The organism is Sphingopyxis sp. SCN 67-31 (assembly GCF_001725095.1).
The window spans coordinates 29,330-48,709 of record NZ_MEFH01000067.1 but is presented as its reverse complement, the minus strand read 5'-3'; the positions used below and the strand labels follow the sequence as shown (position 1 = coordinate 48,709).

The following is a 19,380-nucleotide window of genomic DNA, read 5'->3' as shown; positions in this document are numbered from 1 at the left end:
CGTCGATGAACCGCAAGAACAAGGTGGGTGCATAATGGCTGACGAACAGACCATGACCGATCTCAAGGATCTCGCCGGCGCCGTCGAAGGCACCGTCGCCCCCGCGGCTCTGGCCGCGCCGCTGCGCGAAAAGCAGGTCGACAAGCAGGGCCGCGCCTATGCGACCGGTCGTCGCAAGGACGCCGTCGCCCGCGTGTGGGTGAAGCCCGGTTCGGGCAAGATCACTATCAACGGCCGCGACCAGGAAACCTATTTCGCGCGCCCGACGCTGCGCCTCGTCATCAACCAACCGTTCGGCGTTGCCGATCGCGTCGGCCAGTATGACGTCGTCGCGACCGTCAAGGGCGGCGGCCTGTCGGGCCAGGCGGGCGCCGTTAAGCACGGCATCGCGCAGGCGTTGACCCGCTTCGAGCCCGCGCTGCGCGGCACCGTCAAGGCGGCCGGCTTCCTGACCCGCGACAGCCGCGCGGTCGAGCGTAAGAAGTATGGCAAGGCGAAGGCCCGCCGCAGCTTCCAGTTCTCGAAGCGCTAATCAGCTTTTTCCGCCGACGGGTGGAAAAGAGGAGGGCGGTCCGGCAACGGGCCGCCCTTTTCGCATCGGGACGGGTGCCGCCCCGGTGCGCTACAGCAGGTCGAGGCTGCCGAGCGCCAGCGCCTGGCGTGCCGGGCGTTCGGCCATCACCGCGAACATCTCGTCGCCGCGATCGGTGCGCTCGACATTCATCGAAGCGAAGACCGCCATGAAATAGCCGCTGAGGGCACCGACGCGGTAATCGGCCCACAGCGCCTGGGCATCGGCATCGATGCCACGCGCGCGCAGCGCGGCGATCCAGCGGTCGAAAGCGGGCCGGTCGGCCGCGGCGCGCTCGGCCGGATCGGCGATGCTGGTGCCCACCAGATAGGCGAGATCGGTCGCGCCGCTGCCGCGTCCCAACGTCTGCCAGTCGACGAGCCAGCAACGCGCCGCGTCGGTGGAGAAAAGGATATTGTCGATCCGGAGGTCGCCGTGGACGATCGTCCTGGCGGCGGGCACGCGTGTCAGCCAGGCGTCGAGCCGGTCGACGATCCCGGCGCCGAGATCAAGCGCCTCGCGGTCGAGCCGCGCCGCGTAGCGCTCGCGAAAGCCCGCATAGAGCTGGGGGAAGAGCGCGCGGACGACATCGGCGCTGTCGCGCGCGAGCCACGGCAGCGCATCGAGCCGTGCGTCGTTCCACAGCAACGCATGCAGCCCCGCCGCCGCGTCGATGCACGGGCCGAGCCCGGCGAGACCCAGCCCGGCCAGCTGGTCGCCTTGCCGTGCCGGCGCGAGGTCGGACAGGATCAGGATGAAGTCGACGGCATTGTCGGCGATCTCGGCATGGTGGCAATGCGGTGCGGCGACCCCGCTTCCCGCCGCAAGTTCGCGATACCAACTCACCTCCTTGACATAGGTGCCGACGACCGCCGCGATGTGACGGCTCGCTTCGTCGCGGCTCGGGCATTTGGCGACGACCGTCGCTGGGGTTTCGGCGCCATCGATCCAGTCGAGCGTCAGGCGGAAGCTGTCGCACATCTGCCCGGTGCCGATCGGCGTCGCGGTGAACCCGCGGAGCGCGCCCGGCGGTCGGCCGAGCGCGCCCGCGAGCCAGTCCGCCGTCATGTCATCCGGCGTCGTCGGAAAGCTCATGTCGCAGGGTCCATCAAGCCGGAAAGGCCGCTCGGCGCATGCGGGCCGACGAAAAGCTGTTCGAGCACTCCGACGCCGCGCTGCACGCCGCCGCCATCGGCGAGTTCGGCCGCGACGAAGGCCTGGATATGCATGGCGAGCGGATTGCCCCAGTCGCGCTCGGCTTCGTTCAGCCTGTCGTGCGCGACGGCGTCGTCGCCATGGTCGAGGCCGTGGCCCCAGACCGGGTGGCCATAGCCCAGCCCGCTCATCGCGAACACCGGCCCCGACGGGGTAAGCGTCAGCGACCGGCCGGCGCCGAGGGCGGCGGTCAGCTTCGCGATGCGCCGCGTGCCGCCTTGCCAGGCGATTGCGAAGGTCGCGGCATCGAAATGCCGTTCGCTGCCCTCCTTGCTCGAGGCATCGCCGACGATCACGGCGCGGCGATTCCACGGCGCCCCCGCGCCATCGTCGTTGCTGTGGAAGAACAGCGAGCTCCGGTCGAAGTTGCACGGCGTCCAAAGCCAGAAGAACTGGTTGAAATTGCCCTCGGGCGGCGGCTGCGGCTCGCTGGCGCCGACCGGGCGCACGCCCCAGCTCCGGTCGCGCGTTCCCGTCCAGTCGGCGCCGGCGTCGATGCGGACGCCGTCCACCGACAGCCAGCCCGTCCAGCGGCCGTTCTGCGTCAGCCGCGTATAGTCCATGAACAGGCGCGTCCCGTTGCGACGGATGAAGCGCGGCTCCTCGATCGGAAAATGACGGCCGGTGAAGCTGAGCTCGGCGGCCAGCGGCCCGTCGTTCGGGGCGATGCGCAGCGTCAGCCGTTCGAGCGGCGCGTCGATGCGGATCGCGATCGGGCCGACCGCCAGGTCGAGCCGCTCGCCGCCCGAGCGCCGGCTTGCGCGCAGATTATACTGAATGCCGTCGACGATCGCGCAAAAGCTGGCGTCGACGATGCCGAGCTGCGGATAGAAGCCCATCGCCGCGGCGAAGAAGACCGACCCGTCCGGGCTGGCGCCGTTGAAGAAATAGCGATCATAGAAATTGCGGTCGGTGCCCGCGAACGCAATCGGCTCGCTGGTCTGGTGAAGCGGAAAATCGTCGCCCTTGGTCAGCATGGTTCCTCATCCCGTTTTTCCTTGCAACCTAACGGGATAGGGCCGCGCGTCAATGCACCGGCGGATCGACCGGCGGCACCGCGCCGATCGGGGCGACCGGCTCGTCCGCGTCGCGCGGCGGCAGTGCGTCGGGCGGCACGGCGTCTATCTGCATGTCGCGGGTCGGGACGTGGGCGAGGTTGCGAACGTGCACCTCGACCCGCGTGCCGTCGAGGGTGATGGCGTTGAAGCTCGGCGGGGTCGATCGGATACGCTGCGACAACGTGCCCGCACCGATCATGCGGATCGGACCCGCGGGGGTCTCCCGCATCAGGTCGAAGGGGTCGTGGACATGGCCGGTCAGCACCGCCGCCACCCCGCGCGCGGCGAGCGCGGTCAGCGCCGCCTCGCCGCCCCGCGTCAGCGCGCGCCCCTTCGTTCCCGCCTCGACAAGTGGGTGGTGCGCGGTGACGAGGACGGCCGCGTCCTTCGGCAGCGCGTCGATCGCGGCGAGCGTCCTGTCGAGCGCGCGCGGGGTCACGCAGCCCTTCGACCAGTCGAGCCGCCACTGCGCGCGCGCCGTGGTCTTGAGCGGCACGACCGAGACGCCGGCGAGATCGAGTTCGCGTTCGACCAGCGCACGAATCCGCCCGATGCGGGCATAGGGGCGAAAGGCGCGCGCGATGGGATTGAAATAGGGCAGATCGTGGTTGCCCACTTCGACCGTCACCGGCAGGTCGAGCGCCGCGATCCAGTCGCACGCGGCAGCGAACTCGCGGCTTCGCGCACGCATCGTCAGGTCGCCGGTGATCAGCACCGCATCGGGGCGTTCGCGCCGCACGCAGTCGCGGAACCAGGCCAGCGCATCGCGATCCTCCAGCCCGAAATGCAGGTCGCTGATATGGAAGAGGCGCGTCATGCCGTCGCGATGAAGTCGACCGCGCTCTGTCCGATCGCGAAGCGCGCGGGGGCGGCGATCTCGTCGAGCTCGCCGTCATATTCGAGACTGATCGGGCTTTCGCTTTCGAGGACGATCGTTTCGCCCTGCGCGAGTTCCTCGCTCGGTCCGTCGCGGAAATCGCCGCCGAGCCACGCGAGACCGTGCCGCAGCACGTCGGCCGAACCGTCGACCACCACGCCGTCGGCGCGAAGGCCGCGACGCGTCGGAGTCAGGACGATCGCCGGATAGCTCTTTCCATCGCCGCCGATCCGCACGCCGGGGGCGTTCAGCATCGCGTCGATCGCCTCGGGCGCGTCGCGGCTTGCCTCGATCAGCCCTTGCTGGCGCATCGTCTCGCGCACCTCGGCCCAGCGCGTCGCGGGTCCGGCGACGACGGTTATGAATGCCTCGCGCGTTGCCGATCGGACGGTCGGAATGGGCGCGCGCCGCCCCTTTCCGGCCAGCGCATCGGTCAGGATGTCGACCGCTGGCCGGTCGCCGTGCAATTGCTTGGACAGCAGGTTCAGCGTTCCGCCGGGCAGCGGCAGGACCGCGCCCGGCCAGCCCGCGCATCGCGACGCTGCGGCGTTGATTGTCCCGTCGCCGGTCCACACGGCCAACAAGTCGATCTCCAGCGCGCGCAATGCCTCCGCATCGGGCAGGTCGTCGTCGGGCAGCGCGACGGTGGCAACGAGCGGGACGCCGGCCGCGCGGCAAGCCTCGACCAGTTGCCGGTGCACGGCTTCGTCGTAGCTGCCGCTCTCGCTGTTGCAGATCAGGGCGGGGCGGTGGAAGGCGCGGGTCATGCCGCATTCTACGCACGAGCGCGCAAATGGTGGCGGCGCGCGGCGCTTGTTCGGCGGCGCGCGGCCCTGTAGGGGCGATATCCTGCGCGGGCGCCGCGATGGAAAGGCGACGATTGATCAAGGTCCTCCTCCTCATCGGGCTGCTCGTCCTGCTGTTCGGTGGCGGCGCAAAGGCGGCCGTCTCCCACGGGACGAAGGCGCTCGACCTTGCCGACAAATTGCTTGGCAAAGGCGCGCGCGCCGCGCGGCGGTTGCTGGCCGGCCAGCCCTATGGCCGCGGACCGCGTCAACTGCTCGACATCTGGGTGCCGGAGGGCACGGAGCGCGGCGACCGGCTGCCGGTCGTCGTCTTCTTCTATGGCGGCGGCTGGAGCAGCGGCGAGCGCGAGAGCCATGGTTTCGTCGCCCGCGCGCTTGCCGGCGAGGGGTTCGTCGCGGTGATCCCCGACTATCGGCTGACGCCCAAGGCGCATTGGCCCGATTTCCTGGAGGATGCCGCCGCCGCGGTCGCCTGGACGCGCGATTATATCGGCGATCTCGGCGGAGACCCTGACCGTATTGCGCTGATGGGGCATTCGGCGGGCGCCTATAATGCGGTGATGCTCGCGCTCGATCCGCAATGGATGCGCGGCGCTGGAAGCGACGCATCGGTGATCCGCGGGGTGGTGGGCCTCGCCGGTCCCTATGATTTCCTGCCCTTCGAAAAGGGCGGCATGGCCGACAAGGCGATGGGCAAGGTTCGCCCGCCCGAACGGACGCAGCCGATCGCGCAGGTGCGCGGCGATGCGCCGCCGCTGTGGCTGGCGAGCGGCGACCAGGATCGCACGGTGCGTCCGCGCAACAGTCGCAATCTGGCCGCCGCAATCGAGAAGGCGGGCGGCTCCGTCACTTTGCGGCTTTATCCAGGCATCGGGCATATCGGGATCGTCACGGCACTGGCGGCGCCCTTCCGGGGCAAGGCGCCGGTGCTGGCAGACGCGAGCGATTTCCTGCGTGGTGTCACCGGACGCCGCATCGCGCCGGCAGAGGATGCCGCCCGATGACCGCCGCGCATCCGGTTCCCATCCCCGCCATCCTTCTCGCGGGCAGCCGACCCGGCCCCGATCCGCTGCTGACCGGAAGCGGCGTGTCGACCAAGGCGCTGCTGCCGATCGCGGGCCAGCCGATGCTCGTCCATGTCGTCGCCGCGCTGCGCGCCTCGCCGCTGGTCGGGCCGATCACCATCCTCGCGCAGGCCAGCGCCGAACTGGCGGCGGAGCCGGGGCTGGCGGGGTTCGCCGACCTGCATTTCGCGGACTCGGGACAGGGGATCAGCGCCTCGCTCGCCGCCGCGCTGCCGGAGGGCGACGCGCCGGTGCTGGTGACGACCGCCGACAATGTGCTGCTGACCCCCGCGATGATTGCCGCCTTCCTGACCGATGCGGAGGACAGCGACGTCGCGGTCGCGATGGTCGAGCGCGGGGTGCTGTTGGCACGCTATCCCGAATCGAAGCGGACGTGGCTCAAGTTTCGCGGCGGCTGGTGGTCGGGGGCGAACCTGTTCCGCCTGCGCGGTCGGCGCGTGCTGCCGCTGCTCGATTTCTGGGGCCGCATCGAGCGCGACCGCAAGAAAGGATTGAAGATCGTCGCCGCCTTCGGCCCGTGGCTGTTGATCGGGGCGCTGCTGCGGCTGTTCACGATCCAGCAGGGCGTCGCGCGCGCCGGGCGGCGCTTCGGGCTGAAGGCGAAGGTCGTGCCGATGGCGGAAGGCGAGGCGTGCATAGACGCCGACAAGCCCGCGGACATCGAATTGATCGAGCGGATTCTCGCCGCGCGCCGCTGAACGCTGCGGTCACTTTTTGTGGCAACCGGCGCCAAGCGGTTCTAGGGCGACGGCCATGAGCATCAAGAAAGCCATCATCCTGTCCGCCGGGCAGGGATCGCGGCTGCTGCCGCTGACCCGCGACCTGCCCAAATGCCTGATCGAGTTCAACGGGCGCAGCCTGCTTGGCTGGCAGGTCGCGGCGCTCGCCGCCAATGGCGTCGAGGATATCGTCGTCGTGACGGGATTCCGGACCGAGCGGGTCGAGGATCACGCGCTGGAACTCTATCGCGATACCGGCGCGCGCGTCCGCACGCTGTTCAACCCCTTCTTTCAGGTTGCCGACAATCTGGGCACCTGCTGGATCGCGCGCGGGGAGATGGACCGGGATTTCATCATCCTCAACGGCGATACCATCGTGTCCGACGAGATCGTAGCCCGGCTGATTGCCGGTGCGAGCGAACCGATCACCGTCACCGTCGACGTCAAGGACGCCTATGACGACGACGACATGAAGGTGACGCGCGATGCCGAGGGGCGGCTTCACGCCGTCGGCAAACGGTTGTTGCCCCCCGATACCAATGCCGAATCGATCGGCATGCTGGCGTTCGTCGACGACGGCCCCGCGATCTTTCGCAACCAGGTCGACCAGATGATGCGCACCCCCGACGGCGTCGAGCGTTGGTATCTGCGGGCGATCGACATCATCGCCAAGGGCAATCGCGTCGGTACCGTGTCGATCGAGGGCCTCGACTGGCAGGAGGTCGATTTCCCGCAGGACGTCGAGGCGGCCGATGCGCTGACCGCCCGCTGGGCGACCGAGGGACGCTACGCGAAATAGGGCTTGAGCCAGGCGGCGAGCGCCGCGACTTGCCCGTCGTCCAGCTTCACCGCCTGGCCGAGATCGGGCTGGCCGGGCCAACCGGCGTCGACGGCGGCCACGCCCGCCGCGGATCGTTCGCCCTCGTAGCGGGGCAGGACGTGGAAGTGGACGTGCGGGTCGACCATCATCAGCATCAGATAGTTGATTCTGGCATAGCTCACGGCGGCGGTCAGTGCCGATTCGATGGCGACCGTCACCGTCTTGAGTTCCGCATGAGCGGCAGCGGGCAGGTCGCCGAAGGCGGTCGCGTCGGACTTTGCCGCTAGCACCAGCGAACCGAGCGTCGGCTGGGCGGGGCGCAACAGGACGAGCCAATGGTCGAACTCGGCGATCAGCGTCGCCGGATAGCCGAATTTCTCGATGGTTGCGTTCATGGCGCGGCCTCCTCCATCCAACTGACGATCGGGCGCCCGGATCGGCGCATTCGATAGGCCTGGGCGAGCCGCACTGCATGGACGATCAACGAGATGACCGTCCACCAGGCAAGCGCGATCAGGCCGATGTCGGGCCGGCCGGCGAGCGTCGCGACGAAAAGGATCGCCATGTTCGGATTGCGGCGCGCGGTGATCAGGCGAAAGCGGCTGTCGAATTTCTGCCAGACATGGATGTCCATGCCGAAATCCTTGATGAACAGCCCCTCGATCACGCGCTGGAGGATATAGCCCGCGATCACTGCGACCATGACCAGCAGAAACGCCTGGCTCGACAGGGCAAGCCCCCAGGCGGAAAGGCCGACGCCCCAGAAATACCACCAGAAAGGCGGGTGGATCAGGTCGACGCCATGATCGGCGACATTGCCCCATTTGGACGAGGTGATGGTGCAGCGCGCAAGCTTTCCGTCGACCGTGTCGAGCACCATGAAGATGAATCCCGCCAGCATCCCCGTCCAATACTGCCCCTGCGCGAACAGGACGGTGGCATAGACGCACAGCGCCGCACCGATCGCGGTCACCATGTTGGGCGTCATGCCCAGTCGGGCCGCGATCCGCGTCAGCCACAGCGCGAGTTCGGGCCACAGATATTTGGTAAGCAGGTCGGTCACGCCCTTGTAGGCGCCGAAATAGCTTTGCCGTTCGATGGCCCGGCTTCTTTCCGGTGTCAGCCGCTCGGCAAACGGCGTTTCCAGCTTGCGAAGCTGCTCGTTGTAAAAGCTGCGGTTCTCCAGCGGCAACCGTTCGATCCCGTCGAGCCGCAGGGGATCGGTGTCGTCCGGCAAGACGCCCAGCACCAGTTCGCCGCCGATCGTCAGCGCGACGCCCGGGCGCTTGATCGCCTCGTCGATCAGCGTCGGATCGAAAGCAAAGGCAAGATTGACGTACAGCGCCTCGCCCGGTGCGATCCGTTCGGCGATGGCGCGCTTGACGGCCAGCCGCCGCACGCGCTCGGCGTTGCTCATTCCCCAGATCGGCGTGGCATTGTCGCCGATCAGGCGCAGCGCGGATATGTCACCCATGATTGTCCTGTCCCTCACCCATCGCGGCCAGGTGGCTCGCGACGGCATTGGCTGTTGTATAGGGAAGCGCGAAACGCCTGAGATCGGTGCGCGGAGGCGGTGCCTCGAGCCATTTCCGCAGCGCATCGCTCAGCGCTTCCGTCGACCGCTCGACCGCCGCGCACCCGGGCAGGTCGGCCAGCAGTTCGCGTGCGCTGGCGAAGCAATCGGTGCTGACGACCGGAAGGTTGGATGCCAGGGCCTCGATCACCACCGCGGGCAGTCCTTCGTAGTCCGAGGACAGGACAAACAGGTCGGCGGCGGCCATCTGCGCCGGCATGTCCGGTGTATAGCCGATCATCTCCACCCGATCCGCCACGCCGAGATCGGTGGCAAGGGCGGCGAGGGCCGCGCGCTGCGGACCGTCGCCCGCGATGCGCAGCCGCGCGTCGCGCGGATTGGCGGCGGCAAAAGCCCGCAGCAGCCGGTCGAAACGCTTTTGCGCGGTCAGTCGGCCGGCGCCGAGCAACAGGATCGGGCCATCCGCGCGCCCTTCGCGCTCGGGCGCGGCAAAGGCATCGGTCAGATAGGCATTGTGCACCATATGGAACCGGTCGCCTGCGGCCGGAAACTGCTTCCGGAGCAGCGTCGTTTCCGCATCGCTCAGCGTCAATACCCCGGCGGCGCGGCGAAAGATCAGGCCATAGACCGCACGCCGCAGCCGGCCGGCGACGGCGCCGTCCGACTGGCGGACGATCGGGTTCGTCGTCTTGATGTAATAGCGCGCGTGCGTTTTGGCTGAGATCACGCCCAGCGCCGCGAACCAGTTGATATTGTTTCCGGTCGCCAGCACGATGTCGGGACGATGCTTGCGCAACCAGCGGCGATAGGAAAGGAAGGTGACGATCTGTCCCAGCGCCCGGCTGCGCTGGCGGCGGTCGGCGAGCGCATGGCTTTCGACGCCCGGGCGCGGCATGTCTTCCAGATCGGGAGCCAGACCTGTCGAGGTGCAATAGAGGATGGCCACCCGGTGCCCGGCTTCCGCGAAGCCGTTGGCGAGATGGTTCAGCACGCGCGTCGTTCCGCCCTGATCCGCAGCATAGGCTACGAGTGTTATGAAGGCCAAGCCGGGGTCCTTTGCGCAAGCCGGCCGATGCCGTCAGGGGGTCCTACTAGAGCCGTTGGACGCGTTCAAGCCGGGCGTGAGAAGTCGACCAGCGTCCATCCCTGTTCGCGCGCCTGCCGTGCCAGTTTGCGGCTTCGTCCGACGGCATAGCGTTCCTCGGCCAACGCGAAGCTGGGCGCGTCGCTGGCGTGGTCCGAATAGAAGCGCAGCCGGCGCCGGCCTGGACCCGCATGTTCGGCGAGCCATTTTTCGATCCGCCGGGCCTTTTCGGCCCCATAGCAGTTGGTTCCGTCGATCGTCGGCAGCCACGCGCCGTCGGCTTCACGCAAGTGCCGCGTCGCGACCACGCCGTCGAATCCGAGCGCCGCGCCGATGGCCTCCGCATAGAATTCGGGCGCAGCGGTGGCGAGCAGCAGGCGATATCCCTCCGCCCGGTCGCGCGCTATCGCCGCCGCGGCTCCGGGCGGAATATCGGCCGGTACGCGCCAAGCGGCGAAGCGCTGTGCCAGATCGGCCGCGCGCGCGGTGGAAATCCGTTTTCCCAGCATCAGCCGGATCGCGGCGGGCTTGAATCGGTCGCGCCCGAACAGTTTCAATCCGGCCCCCGCCAATAGAAGCAGCAGCACTGGCAGCGCCAGCAGCCGCCACGGCGCGACGCGCGCGGCCGCCCACAGCAGGAACAGCGTGAAGGTCGGTTTGCGCAGCACGGTGCGGTCGAGGTCGTAGATTGCGATACGGACGGGGGTGGGCGAGGTCATGGCTTGGGGCTTTCAAAACAGCCGCAGTCGGCGCCCGGTCTTGCCCAGCGACGCCCGGTCGGCGAGCGGCAGGGCGAAGCGCAGGGCGGCCCAGATCGACGCGGCCGCAATCAGGGCGATCAGGGGCAGGGCGACCGGATCCGGCAGCTGCGCGGCGAGCAGCGCCGCGCCGCCCGCCGCGACCGTGATCGCGATCCCGTGCAGGGCGACGGTGGGAAACCGGGCATCGAACGGGTGCAGCTTCTCGCTGATCGCGAGTTGGGTCATGGGAATTGCCGCCATCGCGACGAGGCCGATCGACATGGCCAGGGTGACGCCGGTGAGCGGGTCCAGATGCCCGACGATGACCCAGCCCGCGCCGACCGCGATCGCCAGCCCGAACAGGCCCGCGACAAGCTGGTGGCGAAAGGCGGCGACGACCTGAAGCACGGGCAGCGAGATGCCGAGCACCGCCTCGAAAGCGCGCGCGAACAGCAGGATCACGACGGCGGCCTGCGCGACATGCGCTTGCGCCCCGAACAGACTGAGCAGCGACGAACTGCCCGCGGCGAGCACCGCGGCGAGCGGTAGCGCGATCGCAAAGATCAGTCGCGTCGCATAGGCATAGATGTCGGCGACCTGTGCGCGGTCGGCGCGCTCGGCACTCGCGGCAAGCGGCGCGAGCACATAGGAGAAGGCGATGCGAACGAGTTGGACGACGCTCGACAGCTTGCGTGCGATGGTGAACAGCCCCGCCGCCGCGGCGCCCGCCGCACCGGGAAGCAGCAGGTTGAGGATCAGCGCGGGCGCATCGCCGAACAACCGCCCGATGATGTTCGACGGCAGGATCGACAGCCCCGCCCGCAAGGTGTCGCGCTCGGCCGTGCTGCCGCGTCCCCCGCGCCGCAGTTCGGCGAAATCATAATAGCGCGCCAGCAGGCGAACGCACAGCAAGGCGGTCACGGCGAGCGAACAGAGGTGCGCGATGAACAGGCCCTTGAGCCCGAGTCCGCCCGCGAAGAACAGTCCCGCGAACACCAGCCGCAGAATCTGCTCCCAGACGATGCGGAGGCGGATTTCGGCGCCGAATACCATGCGCGCGCGCATCGCGCTGGTCGCGATCTCGACGAAGGCCCACAGCGGCAGTGCCCAGACGAACAGTTGGATCGCGGGTACGACGAGCGGCCGGTCGCGCTCGGCGACGTTGAGCAGCGGCGCCAGGTCGGCGGCGAAGGTCGCGATCAGCGCCGCGACGACCAGGCATGGCACGACGCCGAACAGCATCGCGGTGCGCAGCGCCGCCGCGGCCTCGGCTTCGCTCGCCGACTGCGGCACGGTGCGCTGCAGCGCGTTCGTCATGCCGGCGTCGCAGATATTCTCGAGCAGATTGACCGCCGCCCACAGCACCGCATAGAGCCCATAGCCGGCGAGGCCGAACATCAGGACATAGAGCGGCTGCGCGACGATCTCGATCACCCCGCCCAGTCGTGCGAGCACCGTCGTTCCCAGCCCGCGCGCGACATGGCGGCTGGTCACGGCGGGCTGGGCTGGCGTGTCGGTCATGGTCCGCGCGCCCTAGCGGCAAATTTCGCCCATTACACCCTTCCTCTTCGGGGAAGGGGTTTTATTGCCGCCCCCTTGTCCCTGCCGCGCGACGAGTCTAGTCGAGGCCGCCACGGCATCGGGGGGAGTCAGCATATGGCCCAGTCTCGCCGGACGGGGGACGACCAGGGTAGGGAGGCGGTTGACGCGACAGGCCCCGCTTCAGCCCCGGGGAGTAGGTTCCGCAGGTTTTCGCCCGCGAACGGCTGGTCCGGCTTCATCACCGAACTGGTCATCGTTGTCCTCGGCATCCTGATCGCGCTCGGCACGCAGCAGGCGGCGGACGGGTGGAAAGACCGCAGGGATGTAGCGGCCTTCCGCCGGGCGCTGAACGCCGAACTGGCCTTCAATCTGGCCGCATATCAGACGCGGGCAGCGCAGAGCGATTGCGTGGTGCGCCGGCTGGATCAGCTCGAACAGTGGCAACGGGAGTGGCAGGACGGCGATGGCCCGGCCATGAGCGGGATGATCGGTCGCCCGCTGGCGCCGGGACTGCACCTTGGCGGGTGGCGCAGCGGCGGCGCCGGCATCGCGGGCAAAATGCCGCTGGAGCAGCGGCTGAACTATACCGATGCCTATGATTCCTTCGAACTATATGATTCGCTGCGCTACCGCGAACTGGATGTCTGGATGGAGCTTTTCGCGTATGATGGCGCTTCGCGGCTGTCGCCGCCGGAGGTCAACAAGCTGCGGGGGTTGATCCTGATGGCACGTTCGATCGACCGTTCGATGACCCTCAACCTGCCCTCTGCCATCGAAATCTCGGCCCAGCTGGAGGTCAAGCCCGAACCTGTTGATCGGGAGGGGCAGGAGCGTTTCATCGCGCTCAGCGGCCTCTGCGCACCGCTCGCCTTTGTCCGTCGCTGAAGCCGGGTGAAACCGGAATTATGGAGCACGGGCGTGCGCGCTGGCGGTAAAGCCACCCATCGCGCCTGCCTTCCTCCGAGGCTGCGGGCTTAATTGCCGCCTCACCCTCTTGCCGACTCTGCCAATCGGGTCTAGTCGGACCCCGACTGCATCAGGGAGCCCGCGCCATGGCCGAATTTCGCCTGCCCAAGAACAGCCGCATCCACAAGGGCGGCACGGTCCACAAGGCCGAGGGCGCGACCAACGTCAAGAAATTCAAGGTTTATCGCTACGACCCCGACAAGGGGGAGAATCCGCATTTCGACACTTTCGAGATCGACCTCGACACCTGTGGTCCGATGGTGCTCGACGCCCTGATCAAGATGAAGAGCGAGCAGGATTCGACGCTGACCTTCCGCCGCTCGTGCCGCGAGGGCATCTGCGGAAGCTGCTCGATGAACCTCAACGGCAAGAACGGCCTCGCCTGCACCACCGCGATCGAGGACCTGAAGGGCGACATCACGATCACCCCGCTGCCGGCGATGGACGTGATCAAGGACCTCGTCCCCGACTTCACCCATTTCTATGCCCAATATGCCTCGATCGAGCCGTGGCTGAAGACCAAGTCGACGACGCCCAGCGGCAAGGAACGGCTCCAGTCGCCCGAGGAGCGCGAGAAGCTCGACGGGTTGTACGAGTGCATCCTGTGCGCCTGCTGCTCGACGAGCTGCCCCAGCTATTGGTGGAACAGCGACAAGTTCCTCGGCCCCGCGATCCTGCTCCAGGCCTATCGCTGGCTCGCCGACAGCCGCGACGAATATACCGGCGAACGGCTCGACGAACTCGAGGATCCCTTCCGCCTCTATCGTTGCCACACGATCATGAATTGCGCCAACGCCTGCCCCAAGGGGCTCAGCCCGGCGCGCGCGATCGCCGAGATCAAGAAGCTGGAAATCGAGCGGCAGGTTTGACGTTGGCTGGCGTCGGCCTGCTCCCCCATTTCTCGAAAGTGCGGACGTGAACGACGGCATCGAGGAACCGAAGCGCCGCGAGAATTTCACCGCCGAGGAACTCGCGGACGGCTGGATAAGCTGGAATATCAAGGACCCGAGCCGCTTCAACGCCTTCATCGAACCGCTTGCGGTCCGGACGGAAGGGCTGACGCCCGACGGACGGCCGCGCGCCCGCGTGCGGATGCACCCGACGCGCAAGCACAGCAATCTCGGCGACAATGTCCATGGCGCGGTCAGCCTGGCGCTCGTCGACATCGCGCTGTTCGCGGCCTCGCATCAGTTCGGCGCGCTCGACGCGGGGCATTCGGTGACGCTCGACCTGTCGACGCAGTTCGTCGGCGCCGGCCGGGTCGGCGAACCGATGGACGCGCTGGTCGAACTGGTGCGCGAGACGGGGCGGCTGGTTTTCCTGCGTGGGCTCGTCGTCCAGGGCGAAGACGATGCGCATATCGTGCTCAGCTTTGCCGGGACGATCCGCAAGGCGAGCCGCAAATGACGGGCGCGGCCGCGAGCGGGGGCTGCCGTTCCGCATGACCGACCTGCTCGCTGCCTATGATAGGCTCGTCGCCGATGGCGAACTGAAGCCCGATCCCGAACAGCGCGCCGCCGCGGAACGGCTGGCCCGGCTGCAACAGGAACTGGAGGCCGCGCCGCCGCGCGGCAGCCTGCTCTGGCGGATCGCCGGCCGCAGGCCGGAGGCGCCGCGCGGCGTCTATCTGTGGGGCGCGGTCGGGCGCGGCAAGTCGATGCTGATGGACCTCTTCTATGACCGGCTGGCGATCCGGCGAAAGCGGCGGGTCCATTTCCACGCCTTCATGCTGGAGGTGCACGCGCGGATGCGCGAGGTGCGCAAGAGCGAGAGCGGCGACCCCATCCCGCAGGTGGCGGCGGCGCTGGTCGAGGATGTCCGCTGTCTCGCCTTCGACGAGATGGTGGTGAACAACAGCGCCGACGCGATGATCCTCTCGCGGCTGTTCACGGCGCTGATCGGGCATGGCGTGACCGTAGTCGCGACATCGAATCGGCCGCCGTCCGATCTCTATAAGAACGGGCTTAACCGCGAGCATTTTCTGCCATTCGTTGCGTTGATCGAGGCGAAACTCGACGTGATGAGTCTGAACGGCCCGACCGATTATCGCCGGCATCGGCTGGGCGACGGCAAGCGCTGGTTCGTGCCCGCAGACGCGGCGGCGACCGAGGCGCTGTCGGCCGCCTTCTTCCGCCTCACCGACTATCCGCCAGAGGATCGCGCGCACGTCCCCTCGCTCGACCTCGATGTCGGCGGCGGGCGGTTGCTGCACGTGCCAAAGGCGCTGAAGGGCGTCGCCGTCTTCTCCTTCAAGCGGCTGTGCGCAGAGGCGCGGGGCGCGTCCGACTATCTGGCTGTCGCGCGCCATTTCCACACGGCGATCATCGTCGGCATTCCGCGCATGGGGCCGGAAAACCGCAACGAGGCGGCGCGCTTCGTGACGCTGGTCGACGCGCTCTACGAATATAAGGTCAAGCTGCTGGCGAGCGCCGCGGCCGAGCCCGACCAGCTCTATGTCGCCGGCGACGGCGCCTTCGAGTTCGAACGCACGGCAAGCCGTCTCGCCGAAATGCAGTCGGACGATTATCTGGCTCTAGGCCATGGCCAGGATGATGCCGCCGACGATCTTGCCCCAACGCGATGAGTTGATGGCGACATAGGCGACGTTGCGGACGTAACGGACCTCATGCGCCAGATGGCCGAACGCCTGCTCGACGACGCGGCGCGCGGTCCGCAACGGGCGTGGCGCGGCGACCTCGATCCGTCCGGGGCGCGGTGGCGGCAGCGGCAGCGTCGCAAAGCCGCCGTTCGTGATCCGCGGATCGTCGGCGACCGCCCGGCACAGTGCTTCCATCCGCGCGACCGCCAGCCAATTAGGCACCGCGCGGTCACGGCTCAGCAATTCGAAACTGTGGCTGAAAGCCGAGAACTGGATCGCGCCGCTCTCCGCCGCATGGTCGAGCGCGTCGCGCATTTCCTCTTCGGACATCGCGCAGAGCTGAGCGGGGCGAAAGCGGCCGCTGCCTTCCATCAGTCCGCTGACCGGAACCTCGCAGACACCGTGGTGAAAACGCATGCCCATGTTCGCCGGGTCGAGCGTGATCGCGCAGCCATGATCCCGATAGGCGCCGTTGAAGCTGCTGTCGTAGCGAAAGCCGAGCGCGGCGACCGCCCGCAGCGTGTCGTCATTGGCGCCGAAGTTGCCGGCGCGGAAGGCAACCGGCCGCGGCACCCCGGCGCGCATCAATATGTCGCGGGCGAGGGCGATCAGCTTCTTCTGCGCCGGCAGGGGGAAATCGGCGATGTTGCGTCCCGTCAGCCGCCCCGCCGGATTGAACGGCGCGAACTGCAGCCATTCGGTATGGATGTGCAACTGCACCTCGTGACCGCGCCGAAGAATCGGCTCGACGATCGCCTCGACGATCCGCGGGCCATGAACCAGCGCGGGCATCGGGTCGACGAAGAAGACGCCCTTCAGGCCGTGGCGTTCGAGCATGTCCATCTGGAACAGGATGCCGAAGTCGCCTTCGCGGCAGCGACCGAGGATCGAGCTTTCGAAATTGGCGCGCGCGTCGACCCCCCGCTGGTGGAGTCCGGCGGAAAGTTCGGTGTCGAAACTGATGATTGCCCGCGTCATCGGCGGGGACCCTAGCGTACAGGGGGTAAAGGAGGGTTAATCGCCGGTCCGGGATTTCCGCTGGAAATGCGGGATCGTCGGCGTGCCTCTGCCGGCTTTCCCCTTCGCCCGCTCCATCGGTTTCGCGCGATCCGGGAGGGCGCCGCTTTTCCCGACGAACGTGCCCCGGAAGCGACACTTTCCGGCCGCGCCATCGCGGATGTCCAAACCGCCTCATTCCCCATAATGATATTGCGAACTGTTTGCAGAAAAACCCGGTTATTCGTGCTTTTCGCGGTTGTTTCGCCTGGGGAATCAGCGTAGGGGCGGCGCGAGTCTTTGGATCGGCATGCGGCAATGGCCCGTGCCCCGCCGGTCCGTGAACCGCATTGCCGGGCTTGCCAGAAGGGAGTGCCGCGCGCCATGGGACGCAAGAAGATCGCTTTGGTCGGAGCCGGGATGATCGGGGGCACGCTCGCCCACCTCGCCGCCATGAAGGAAATGGGCGACATCGTCCTCTTCGACATTGCCGAAGGCATGCCCAAGGGCAAGGCGCTCGACCTCGCACAGGCGGGACCGGTCGAGGGCTATGATGCGGGGCTCAAGGGCACGAGCGATTATGCCGACATCGCCGGCGCCGACGTCGTCATCGTCACCGCAGGCGTACCGCGCAAGCCGGGGATGAGCCGCGACGACCTGCTCGGCATCAACCTCAAGGTCATGAAGGCGGTCGGCGAGGGCATCAAGGCCAACGCCCCCGACGCCTTCGTCATCTGCATCACCAATCCGCTCGACGCGATGGTGTGGGCGCTGCGCGAATTTTCGGGGCTGCCGCACAACAAGGTCGTCGGCATGGCCGGCGTGCTCGATTCGGCCCGCTTCCGCCACTTCCTCGCCGAGGAATTCAACGTCTCGGTGGAGGACGTCACGGCATTCGTGCTCGGCGGCCACGGCGACACGATGGTTCCGGTGATCGAATATTCGACCGTCGCCGGCATCCCGGTTCCCGACCTGATCAAGATGGGCTGGTCGACGCAGGAGCGGATCGACGCGATCGTCGCGCGCACCCGTTCGGGCGGCGGCGAGATCGTCCAGCTCCTCGGCAACGGCTCGGCCTATTACGCCCCCGCGACGAGCGCGATCGCGATGGCCGAAAGCTATCTCAAGGACAAGAAGCGCCTGCTGCCCTGCGCCGCGCATCTGACCGGCCAGTACGGCGTCGACGACCTCTATGTCGGCGTGCCGGTGGTGATCGGGGCGAATGGCGTCGAGCGCGTCGTCGAGATCGCGCTGAACGAAGGCGCGAAGGCGAACTTCGACAAATCGGTCCACGCGGTCCAGGAGCTGCTGGTCGCGTGCAAGGGCCTGGAGCCGAGCCTGGCCTGAGTCCCGACGCCCCGCGCAGGCGGGGCCCGTCGCCCGCCCCCTCGGAACGAGGGTGCGGGTGAACTGGTATCTGGAGGTGGTCCCACCCGGGGCGCACGGAAAACGGAACGAAAATCTATGAGCATCCTGATCGACAAGAATACCAAGGTCATCACCCAGGGAATGACCGGCGCGACCGGCACTTTCCACACCGAACAGGCGCTCGCCTACGGCACGCAGATGGTCGGCGGCGTGACGCCGGGCAAGGGCGGCACGACGCATATCGGCCTGCCGATGTTCGACACCGTCGCCGAGGCGAAGCAGGCCACCGGCGCGACCGCGTCGGTCATCTATGTGCCGCCGCCGTTCGCCGCCGATTCGATCCTCGAGGCGATCGATGCCGAGGTTGAGCTGATCGTCGCGATCACCGAGGGTATTCCGGTGCTCGACATGGTCAAGGTGAAGCGCGCGCTGTCGGGCTCCAGGTCGCGGCTGATCGGCCCCAACTGCCCCGGCGTGCTGACCCCCGACGAATGCAAGATCGGCATCATGCCGGGGTCGATCTTCAAGAAGGGCAGCGTCGGCGTCGTGTCGCGCTCGGGCACGCTGACCTATGAGGCGGTATTCCAGACCACGAACGTCGGGCTGGGCCAGACGACCGCGGTCGGCATCGGCGGCGACCCGGTCAACGGCACCAACTTCATCGACGTGCTCGAACTCTTCCTTGCCGACGACGCCACCAAGTCGATCATCATGATCGGCGAGATCGGCGGCGATGCCGAGGAGCAGGCGGCGCAGTTCCTGATCGATGAGGCGAAGCGCGGCCGCAAGAAGCCGATGGTCGGCTTCATCGCGGGCCGCACCGCGCCTCCGGGGCGCCGCATGGGCCATGCCGGCGCGATCGTGTCGGGCGGCAAGGGCGATGCCGAAAGCAAGATTGCTGCGATGGAAGCCGCGGGCATCACCGTGTCGGCCTCGCCGTCGGAGCTGGGCACGACGCTGGCGGAGGTGCTGAAAGAGCGGGTGTGACCCCCAATTGCTCCCCTTTTTCGTGTGTCCCCGCGAAGGCGGGGACCCATTGCTGCGTCTCCTGGACCCCCGCCTTCGCGGGGGAACACGTCGGGACGATTTAGGATGGTCCCGCCCGGCTATGTCTATATCATGGCGAGCCGGAAAAACGGGACGATCTATATCGGTGTGACCAGCGATTTGCCGAAAAGGGTTTGGCAACATCGCGAAGGCATGATCGAAGGTTTTACGAAGCGTTATGGTTGCAAACTGCTGGTGTGGTTCGATTGCTTTGAAAGCATCCACGACGCCCGGCAGCTTGAAGTGCGGATGAAGAAATGGAACCGGGCGTGGAAGATCAATCGCATCGAGGAGCATAATCCCGAGTGGAATGATTTATCCGAAACGTTGAATTAGGCCTCTGGAGATCGATC

At 67.5% G+C, this 19,380-nt stretch carries 21 protein-coding genes; 11 read left to right on the top strand and 10 right to left on the bottom strand.

Translation table 11 applies throughout. The features are described 5' to 3' along the window. Positions 1–34 precede the first annotated feature (34 nt). Positions 35–532 (top strand): 30S ribosomal protein S9, encoded by a 498-nt coding sequence (gene rpsI, locus ABS88_RS14030; protein ID WP_286750011.1) that lies wholly within the window; start codon positions 35–37, stop codon positions 530–532. A 90-nt stretch (positions 533–622) separates the two neighbouring features. On the opposite strand, the gene ABS88_RS14025 is transcribed toward rpsI, so the two are convergent. Genes ABS88_RS14025 through ABS88_RS14010 form a run of 4 tightly spaced genes read right to left on the bottom strand, consistent with a single transcriptional unit; the run spans position 623 to position 4,488 of the window. Continuing rightward, on the bottom strand, positions 623–1,666 hold the full coding sequence (locus ABS88_RS14025) for a phosphotransferase family protein (RefSeq protein ID WP_076073821.1): 1,044 nt from the start codon (positions 1,664–1,666) through the stop codon (positions 623–625). Then, positions 1,663–2,763 carry an Rv3169 family protein gene (locus tag ABS88_RS14020; RefSeq protein WP_076073824.1) on the bottom strand — a complete coding sequence of 367 codons (1,101 nt, stop codon included), beginning with the start codon at positions 2,761–2,763 and terminating at the stop codon, positions 1,663–1,665. The genes ABS88_RS14025 and ABS88_RS14020 overlap by 4 nt, the downstream gene beginning before the upstream one ends. Positions 2,764–2,812: 49 nt before the next feature. Further along, positions 2,813–3,661 carry a metallophosphoesterase family protein gene (locus tag ABS88_RS14015; RefSeq protein ID WP_076073826.1) on the bottom strand — a complete coding sequence of 283 codons (849 nt, stop codon included), beginning with the start codon at positions 3,659–3,661 and terminating at the stop codon, positions 2,813–2,815. After that, positions 3,658–4,488 carry a diacylglycerol/lipid kinase family protein gene (locus tag ABS88_RS14010; RefSeq protein ID WP_076073829.1) on the bottom strand — a complete coding sequence of 277 codons (831 nt, stop codon included), beginning with the start codon at positions 4,486–4,488 and terminating at the stop codon, positions 3,658–3,660. The genes ABS88_RS14015 and ABS88_RS14010 overlap by 4 nt, the downstream gene beginning before the upstream one ends. A 113-nt stretch (positions 4,489–4,601) precedes the next feature. Here ABS88_RS14010 and ABS88_RS14005 point away from each other — a divergent pair, with 113 nt between their 5' ends. From ABS88_RS14005 to ABS88_RS13995, 3 genes are read left to right on the top strand one after another with little or no spacing between them, the layout of a single operon-like run. Further along, a complete protein-coding gene (locus ABS88_RS14005; protein WP_076073830.1) occupies positions 4,602–5,531 on the top strand; it encodes an alpha/beta hydrolase in 930 nt (309 codons plus the stop codon). After that, positions 5,528–6,310: a nucleotidyltransferase family protein gene (locus tag ABS88_RS14000; protein ID WP_076073832.1), complete on the top strand. Its 783-nt coding sequence runs from the start codon at positions 5,528–5,530 to the stop codon at positions 6,308–6,310. The genes ABS88_RS14005 and ABS88_RS14000 overlap by 4 nt, the downstream gene beginning before the upstream one ends. A 55-nt stretch (positions 6,311–6,365) precedes the next feature. Then, positions 6,366–7,130, top strand: coding sequence for a phosphocholine cytidylyltransferase family protein (locus tag ABS88_RS13995; RefSeq protein ID WP_067181043.1), 765 nt, complete (start codon positions 6,366–6,368; stop codon positions 7,128–7,130). Here the strand turns inward: ABS88_RS13995 and ABS88_RS13990 are convergent. The 5 genes from ABS88_RS13990 to ABS88_RS13970 all read right to left on the bottom strand — a co-directional run bounded on the left by ABS88_RS13990 (position 7,118) and on the right by ABS88_RS13970 (position 12,030). Beyond that, positions 7,118–7,546, bottom strand: coding sequence for an HIT family protein (locus ABS88_RS13990; protein WP_076073834.1), 429 nt, complete (start codon positions 7,544–7,546; stop codon positions 7,118–7,120). The two genes, ABS88_RS13995 and ABS88_RS13990, sit on opposite strands and share 13 nt — an antisense overlap. After that, positions 7,543–8,625: a CDP-alcohol phosphatidyltransferase family protein gene (locus tag ABS88_RS13985; protein ID WP_083674971.1), complete on the bottom strand. Its 1,083-nt coding sequence runs from the start codon at positions 8,623–8,625 to the stop codon at positions 7,543–7,545. Before ABS88_RS13985 ends, ABS88_RS13990 begins: the two co-directional genes overlap by 4 nt. Then, positions 8,618–9,730 (bottom strand): glycosyltransferase, encoded by a 1,113-nt coding sequence (locus tag ABS88_RS13980; RefSeq protein ID WP_083674973.1) that lies wholly within the window; start codon positions 9,728–9,730, stop codon positions 8,618–8,620. The genes ABS88_RS13985 and ABS88_RS13980 overlap by 8 nt, the downstream gene beginning before the upstream one ends. Positions 9,731–9,795: 65 nt before the next feature. After that, positions 9,796–10,488 carry an HAD family hydrolase gene (locus ABS88_RS13975; protein WP_076073839.1) on the bottom strand — a complete coding sequence of 231 codons (693 nt, stop codon included), beginning with the start codon at positions 10,486–10,488 and terminating at the stop codon, positions 9,796–9,798. Positions 10,489–10,500: 12 nt separating this feature from the next. Beyond that, positions 10,501–12,030: a lipopolysaccharide biosynthesis protein gene (locus ABS88_RS13970; RefSeq protein ID WP_067107152.1), complete on the bottom strand. Its 1,530-nt coding sequence runs from the start codon at positions 12,028–12,030 to the stop codon at positions 10,501–10,503. A 135-nt stretch (positions 12,031–12,165) separates the two neighbouring features. On the opposite strand from ABS88_RS13970, the gene ABS88_RS13965 reads away from it, so the two are divergent. The 4 genes from ABS88_RS13965 to zapE all read left to right on the top strand — a co-directional run bounded on the left by ABS88_RS13965 (position 12,166) and on the right by zapE (position 15,601). Next, complete coding sequence (locus ABS88_RS13965) at positions 12,166–12,936, top strand: hypothetical protein (RefSeq protein WP_104959305.1); 771 nt, start codon at positions 12,166–12,168, stop codon at positions 12,934–12,936. 167 nt (positions 12,937–13,103) lie between these two features. Further along, positions 13,104–13,886 (top strand): succinate dehydrogenase iron-sulfur subunit, encoded by a 783-nt coding sequence (locus ABS88_RS13960; RefSeq protein ID WP_067107158.1) that lies wholly within the window; start codon positions 13,104–13,106, stop codon positions 13,884–13,886. 46 nt (positions 13,887–13,932) lie between these two features. Beyond that, on the top strand, positions 13,933–14,424 hold the full coding sequence (locus ABS88_RS13955; RefSeq protein WP_082737069.1) for a PaaI family thioesterase: 492 nt from the start codon (positions 13,933–13,935) through the stop codon (positions 14,422–14,424). A 34-nt stretch (positions 14,425–14,458) separates the two neighbouring features. Then, positions 14,459–15,601, top strand: coding sequence for a cell division protein ZapE (gene zapE, locus ABS88_RS13950; RefSeq protein ID WP_104959306.1), 1,143 nt, complete (start codon positions 14,459–14,461; stop codon positions 15,599–15,601). Here the strand turns inward: zapE and ABS88_RS13945 are convergent. Continuing rightward, positions 15,551–16,594 carry a polysaccharide deacetylase family protein gene (locus ABS88_RS13945; RefSeq protein WP_067107164.1) on the bottom strand — a complete coding sequence of 348 codons (1,044 nt, stop codon included), beginning with the start codon at positions 16,592–16,594 and terminating at the stop codon, positions 15,551–15,553. The two genes, zapE and ABS88_RS13945, sit on opposite strands and share 51 nt — an antisense overlap. Before the next feature lie 402 nt (positions 16,595–16,996). Here ABS88_RS13945 and mdh point away from each other — a divergent pair, with 402 nt between their 5' ends. The 3 genes from mdh (at position 16,997) to ABS88_RS13930 (ending at position 19,363) form a co-directional block, all read left to right on the top strand. Next, positions 16,997–17,959 (top strand): malate dehydrogenase, encoded by a 963-nt coding sequence (mdh, locus tag ABS88_RS13940; protein ID WP_067107167.1) that lies wholly within the window; start codon positions 16,997–16,999, stop codon positions 17,957–17,959. Between the two features lie 117 nt (positions 17,960–18,076). Next, positions 18,077–18,967, top strand: coding sequence for a succinate--CoA ligase subunit alpha (sucD, locus tag ABS88_RS13935; RefSeq protein WP_076073845.1), 891 nt, complete (start codon positions 18,077–18,079; stop codon positions 18,965–18,967). A 105-nt stretch (positions 18,968–19,072) separates the two neighbouring features. Continuing rightward, positions 19,073–19,363 (top strand): GIY-YIG nuclease family protein, encoded by a 291-nt coding sequence (locus tag ABS88_RS13930; protein ID WP_067181071.1) that lies wholly within the window; start codon positions 19,073–19,075, stop codon positions 19,361–19,363. The last annotated feature ends 17 nt before the right edge of the window (positions 19,364–19,380 follow it).

Bases quoted from the DNA above. Each gene is read 5' to 3' on its own strand.
- rpsI (WP_286750011.1), top strand. From the start codon at position 35: ATGGCTGACGAACAGACCATGACCGATCTCAAGGATCTCGCCGGCGCC.
- ABS88_RS14025 (WP_076073821.1), bottom strand. From the start codon at position 1,666: ATGAGCTTTCCGACGACGCCGGATGACATGACGGCGGACTGGCTCGCG.
- ABS88_RS14020 (WP_076073824.1), bottom strand. From the start codon at position 2,763: ATGCTGACCAAGGGCGACGATTTTCCGCTTCACCAGACCAGCGAGCCG.
- ABS88_RS14015 (WP_076073826.1), bottom strand. From the start codon at position 3,661: ATGACGCGCCTCTTCCATATCAGCGACCTGCATTTCGGGCTGGAGGAT.
- ABS88_RS14010 (WP_076073829.1), bottom strand. From the start codon at position 4,488: ATGACCCGCGCCTTCCACCGCCCCGCCCTGATCTGCAACAGCGAGAGC.
- ABS88_RS14000 (WP_076073832.1), top strand. From the start codon at position 5,528: ATGACCGCCGCGCATCCGGTTCCCATCCCCGCCATCCTTCTCGCGGGC.
- ABS88_RS13995 (WP_067181043.1), top strand. From the start codon at position 6,366: ATGAGCATCAAGAAAGCCATCATCCTGTCCGCCGGGCAGGGATCGCGG.
- ABS88_RS13990 (WP_076073834.1), bottom strand. From the start codon at position 7,546: ATGAACGCAACCATCGAGAAATTCGGCTATCCGGCGACGCTGATCGCC.
- ABS88_RS13985 (WP_083674971.1), bottom strand. From the start codon at position 8,625: ATGGGTGACATATCCGCGCTGCGCCTGATCGGCGACAATGCCACGCCG.
- ABS88_RS13975 (WP_076073839.1), bottom strand. From the start codon at position 10,488: ATGACCTCGCCCACCCCCGTCCGTATCGCAATCTACGACCTCGACCGC.
- ABS88_RS13970 (WP_067107152.1), bottom strand. From the start codon at position 12,030: ATGACCGACACGCCAGCCCAGCCCGCCGTGACCAGCCGCCATGTCGCG.
- ABS88_RS13965 (WP_104959305.1), top strand. From the start codon at position 12,166: ATGGCCCAGTCTCGCCGGACGGGGGACGACCAGGGTAGGGAGGCGGTT.
- ABS88_RS13960 (WP_067107158.1), top strand. From the start codon at position 13,104: ATGGCCGAATTTCGCCTGCCCAAGAACAGCCGCATCCACAAGGGCGGC.
- zapE (WP_104959306.1), top strand. From the start codon at position 14,459: ATGACCGACCTGCTCGCTGCCTATGATAGGCTCGTCGCCGATGGCGAA.
- ABS88_RS13945 (WP_067107164.1), bottom strand. From the start codon at position 16,594: ATGACGCGGGCAATCATCAGTTTCGACACCGAACTTTCCGCCGGACTC.
- mdh (WP_067107167.1), top strand. From the start codon at position 16,997: ATGGGACGCAAGAAGATCGCTTTGGTCGGAGCCGGGATGATCGGGGGC.
- sucD (WP_076073845.1), top strand. From the start codon at position 18,077: ATGAGCATCCTGATCGACAAGAATACCAAGGTCATCACCCAGGGAATG.
- ABS88_RS13930 (WP_067181071.1), top strand. From the start codon at position 19,073: ATGGTCCCGCCCGGCTATGTCTATATCATGGCGAGCCGGAAAAACGGG.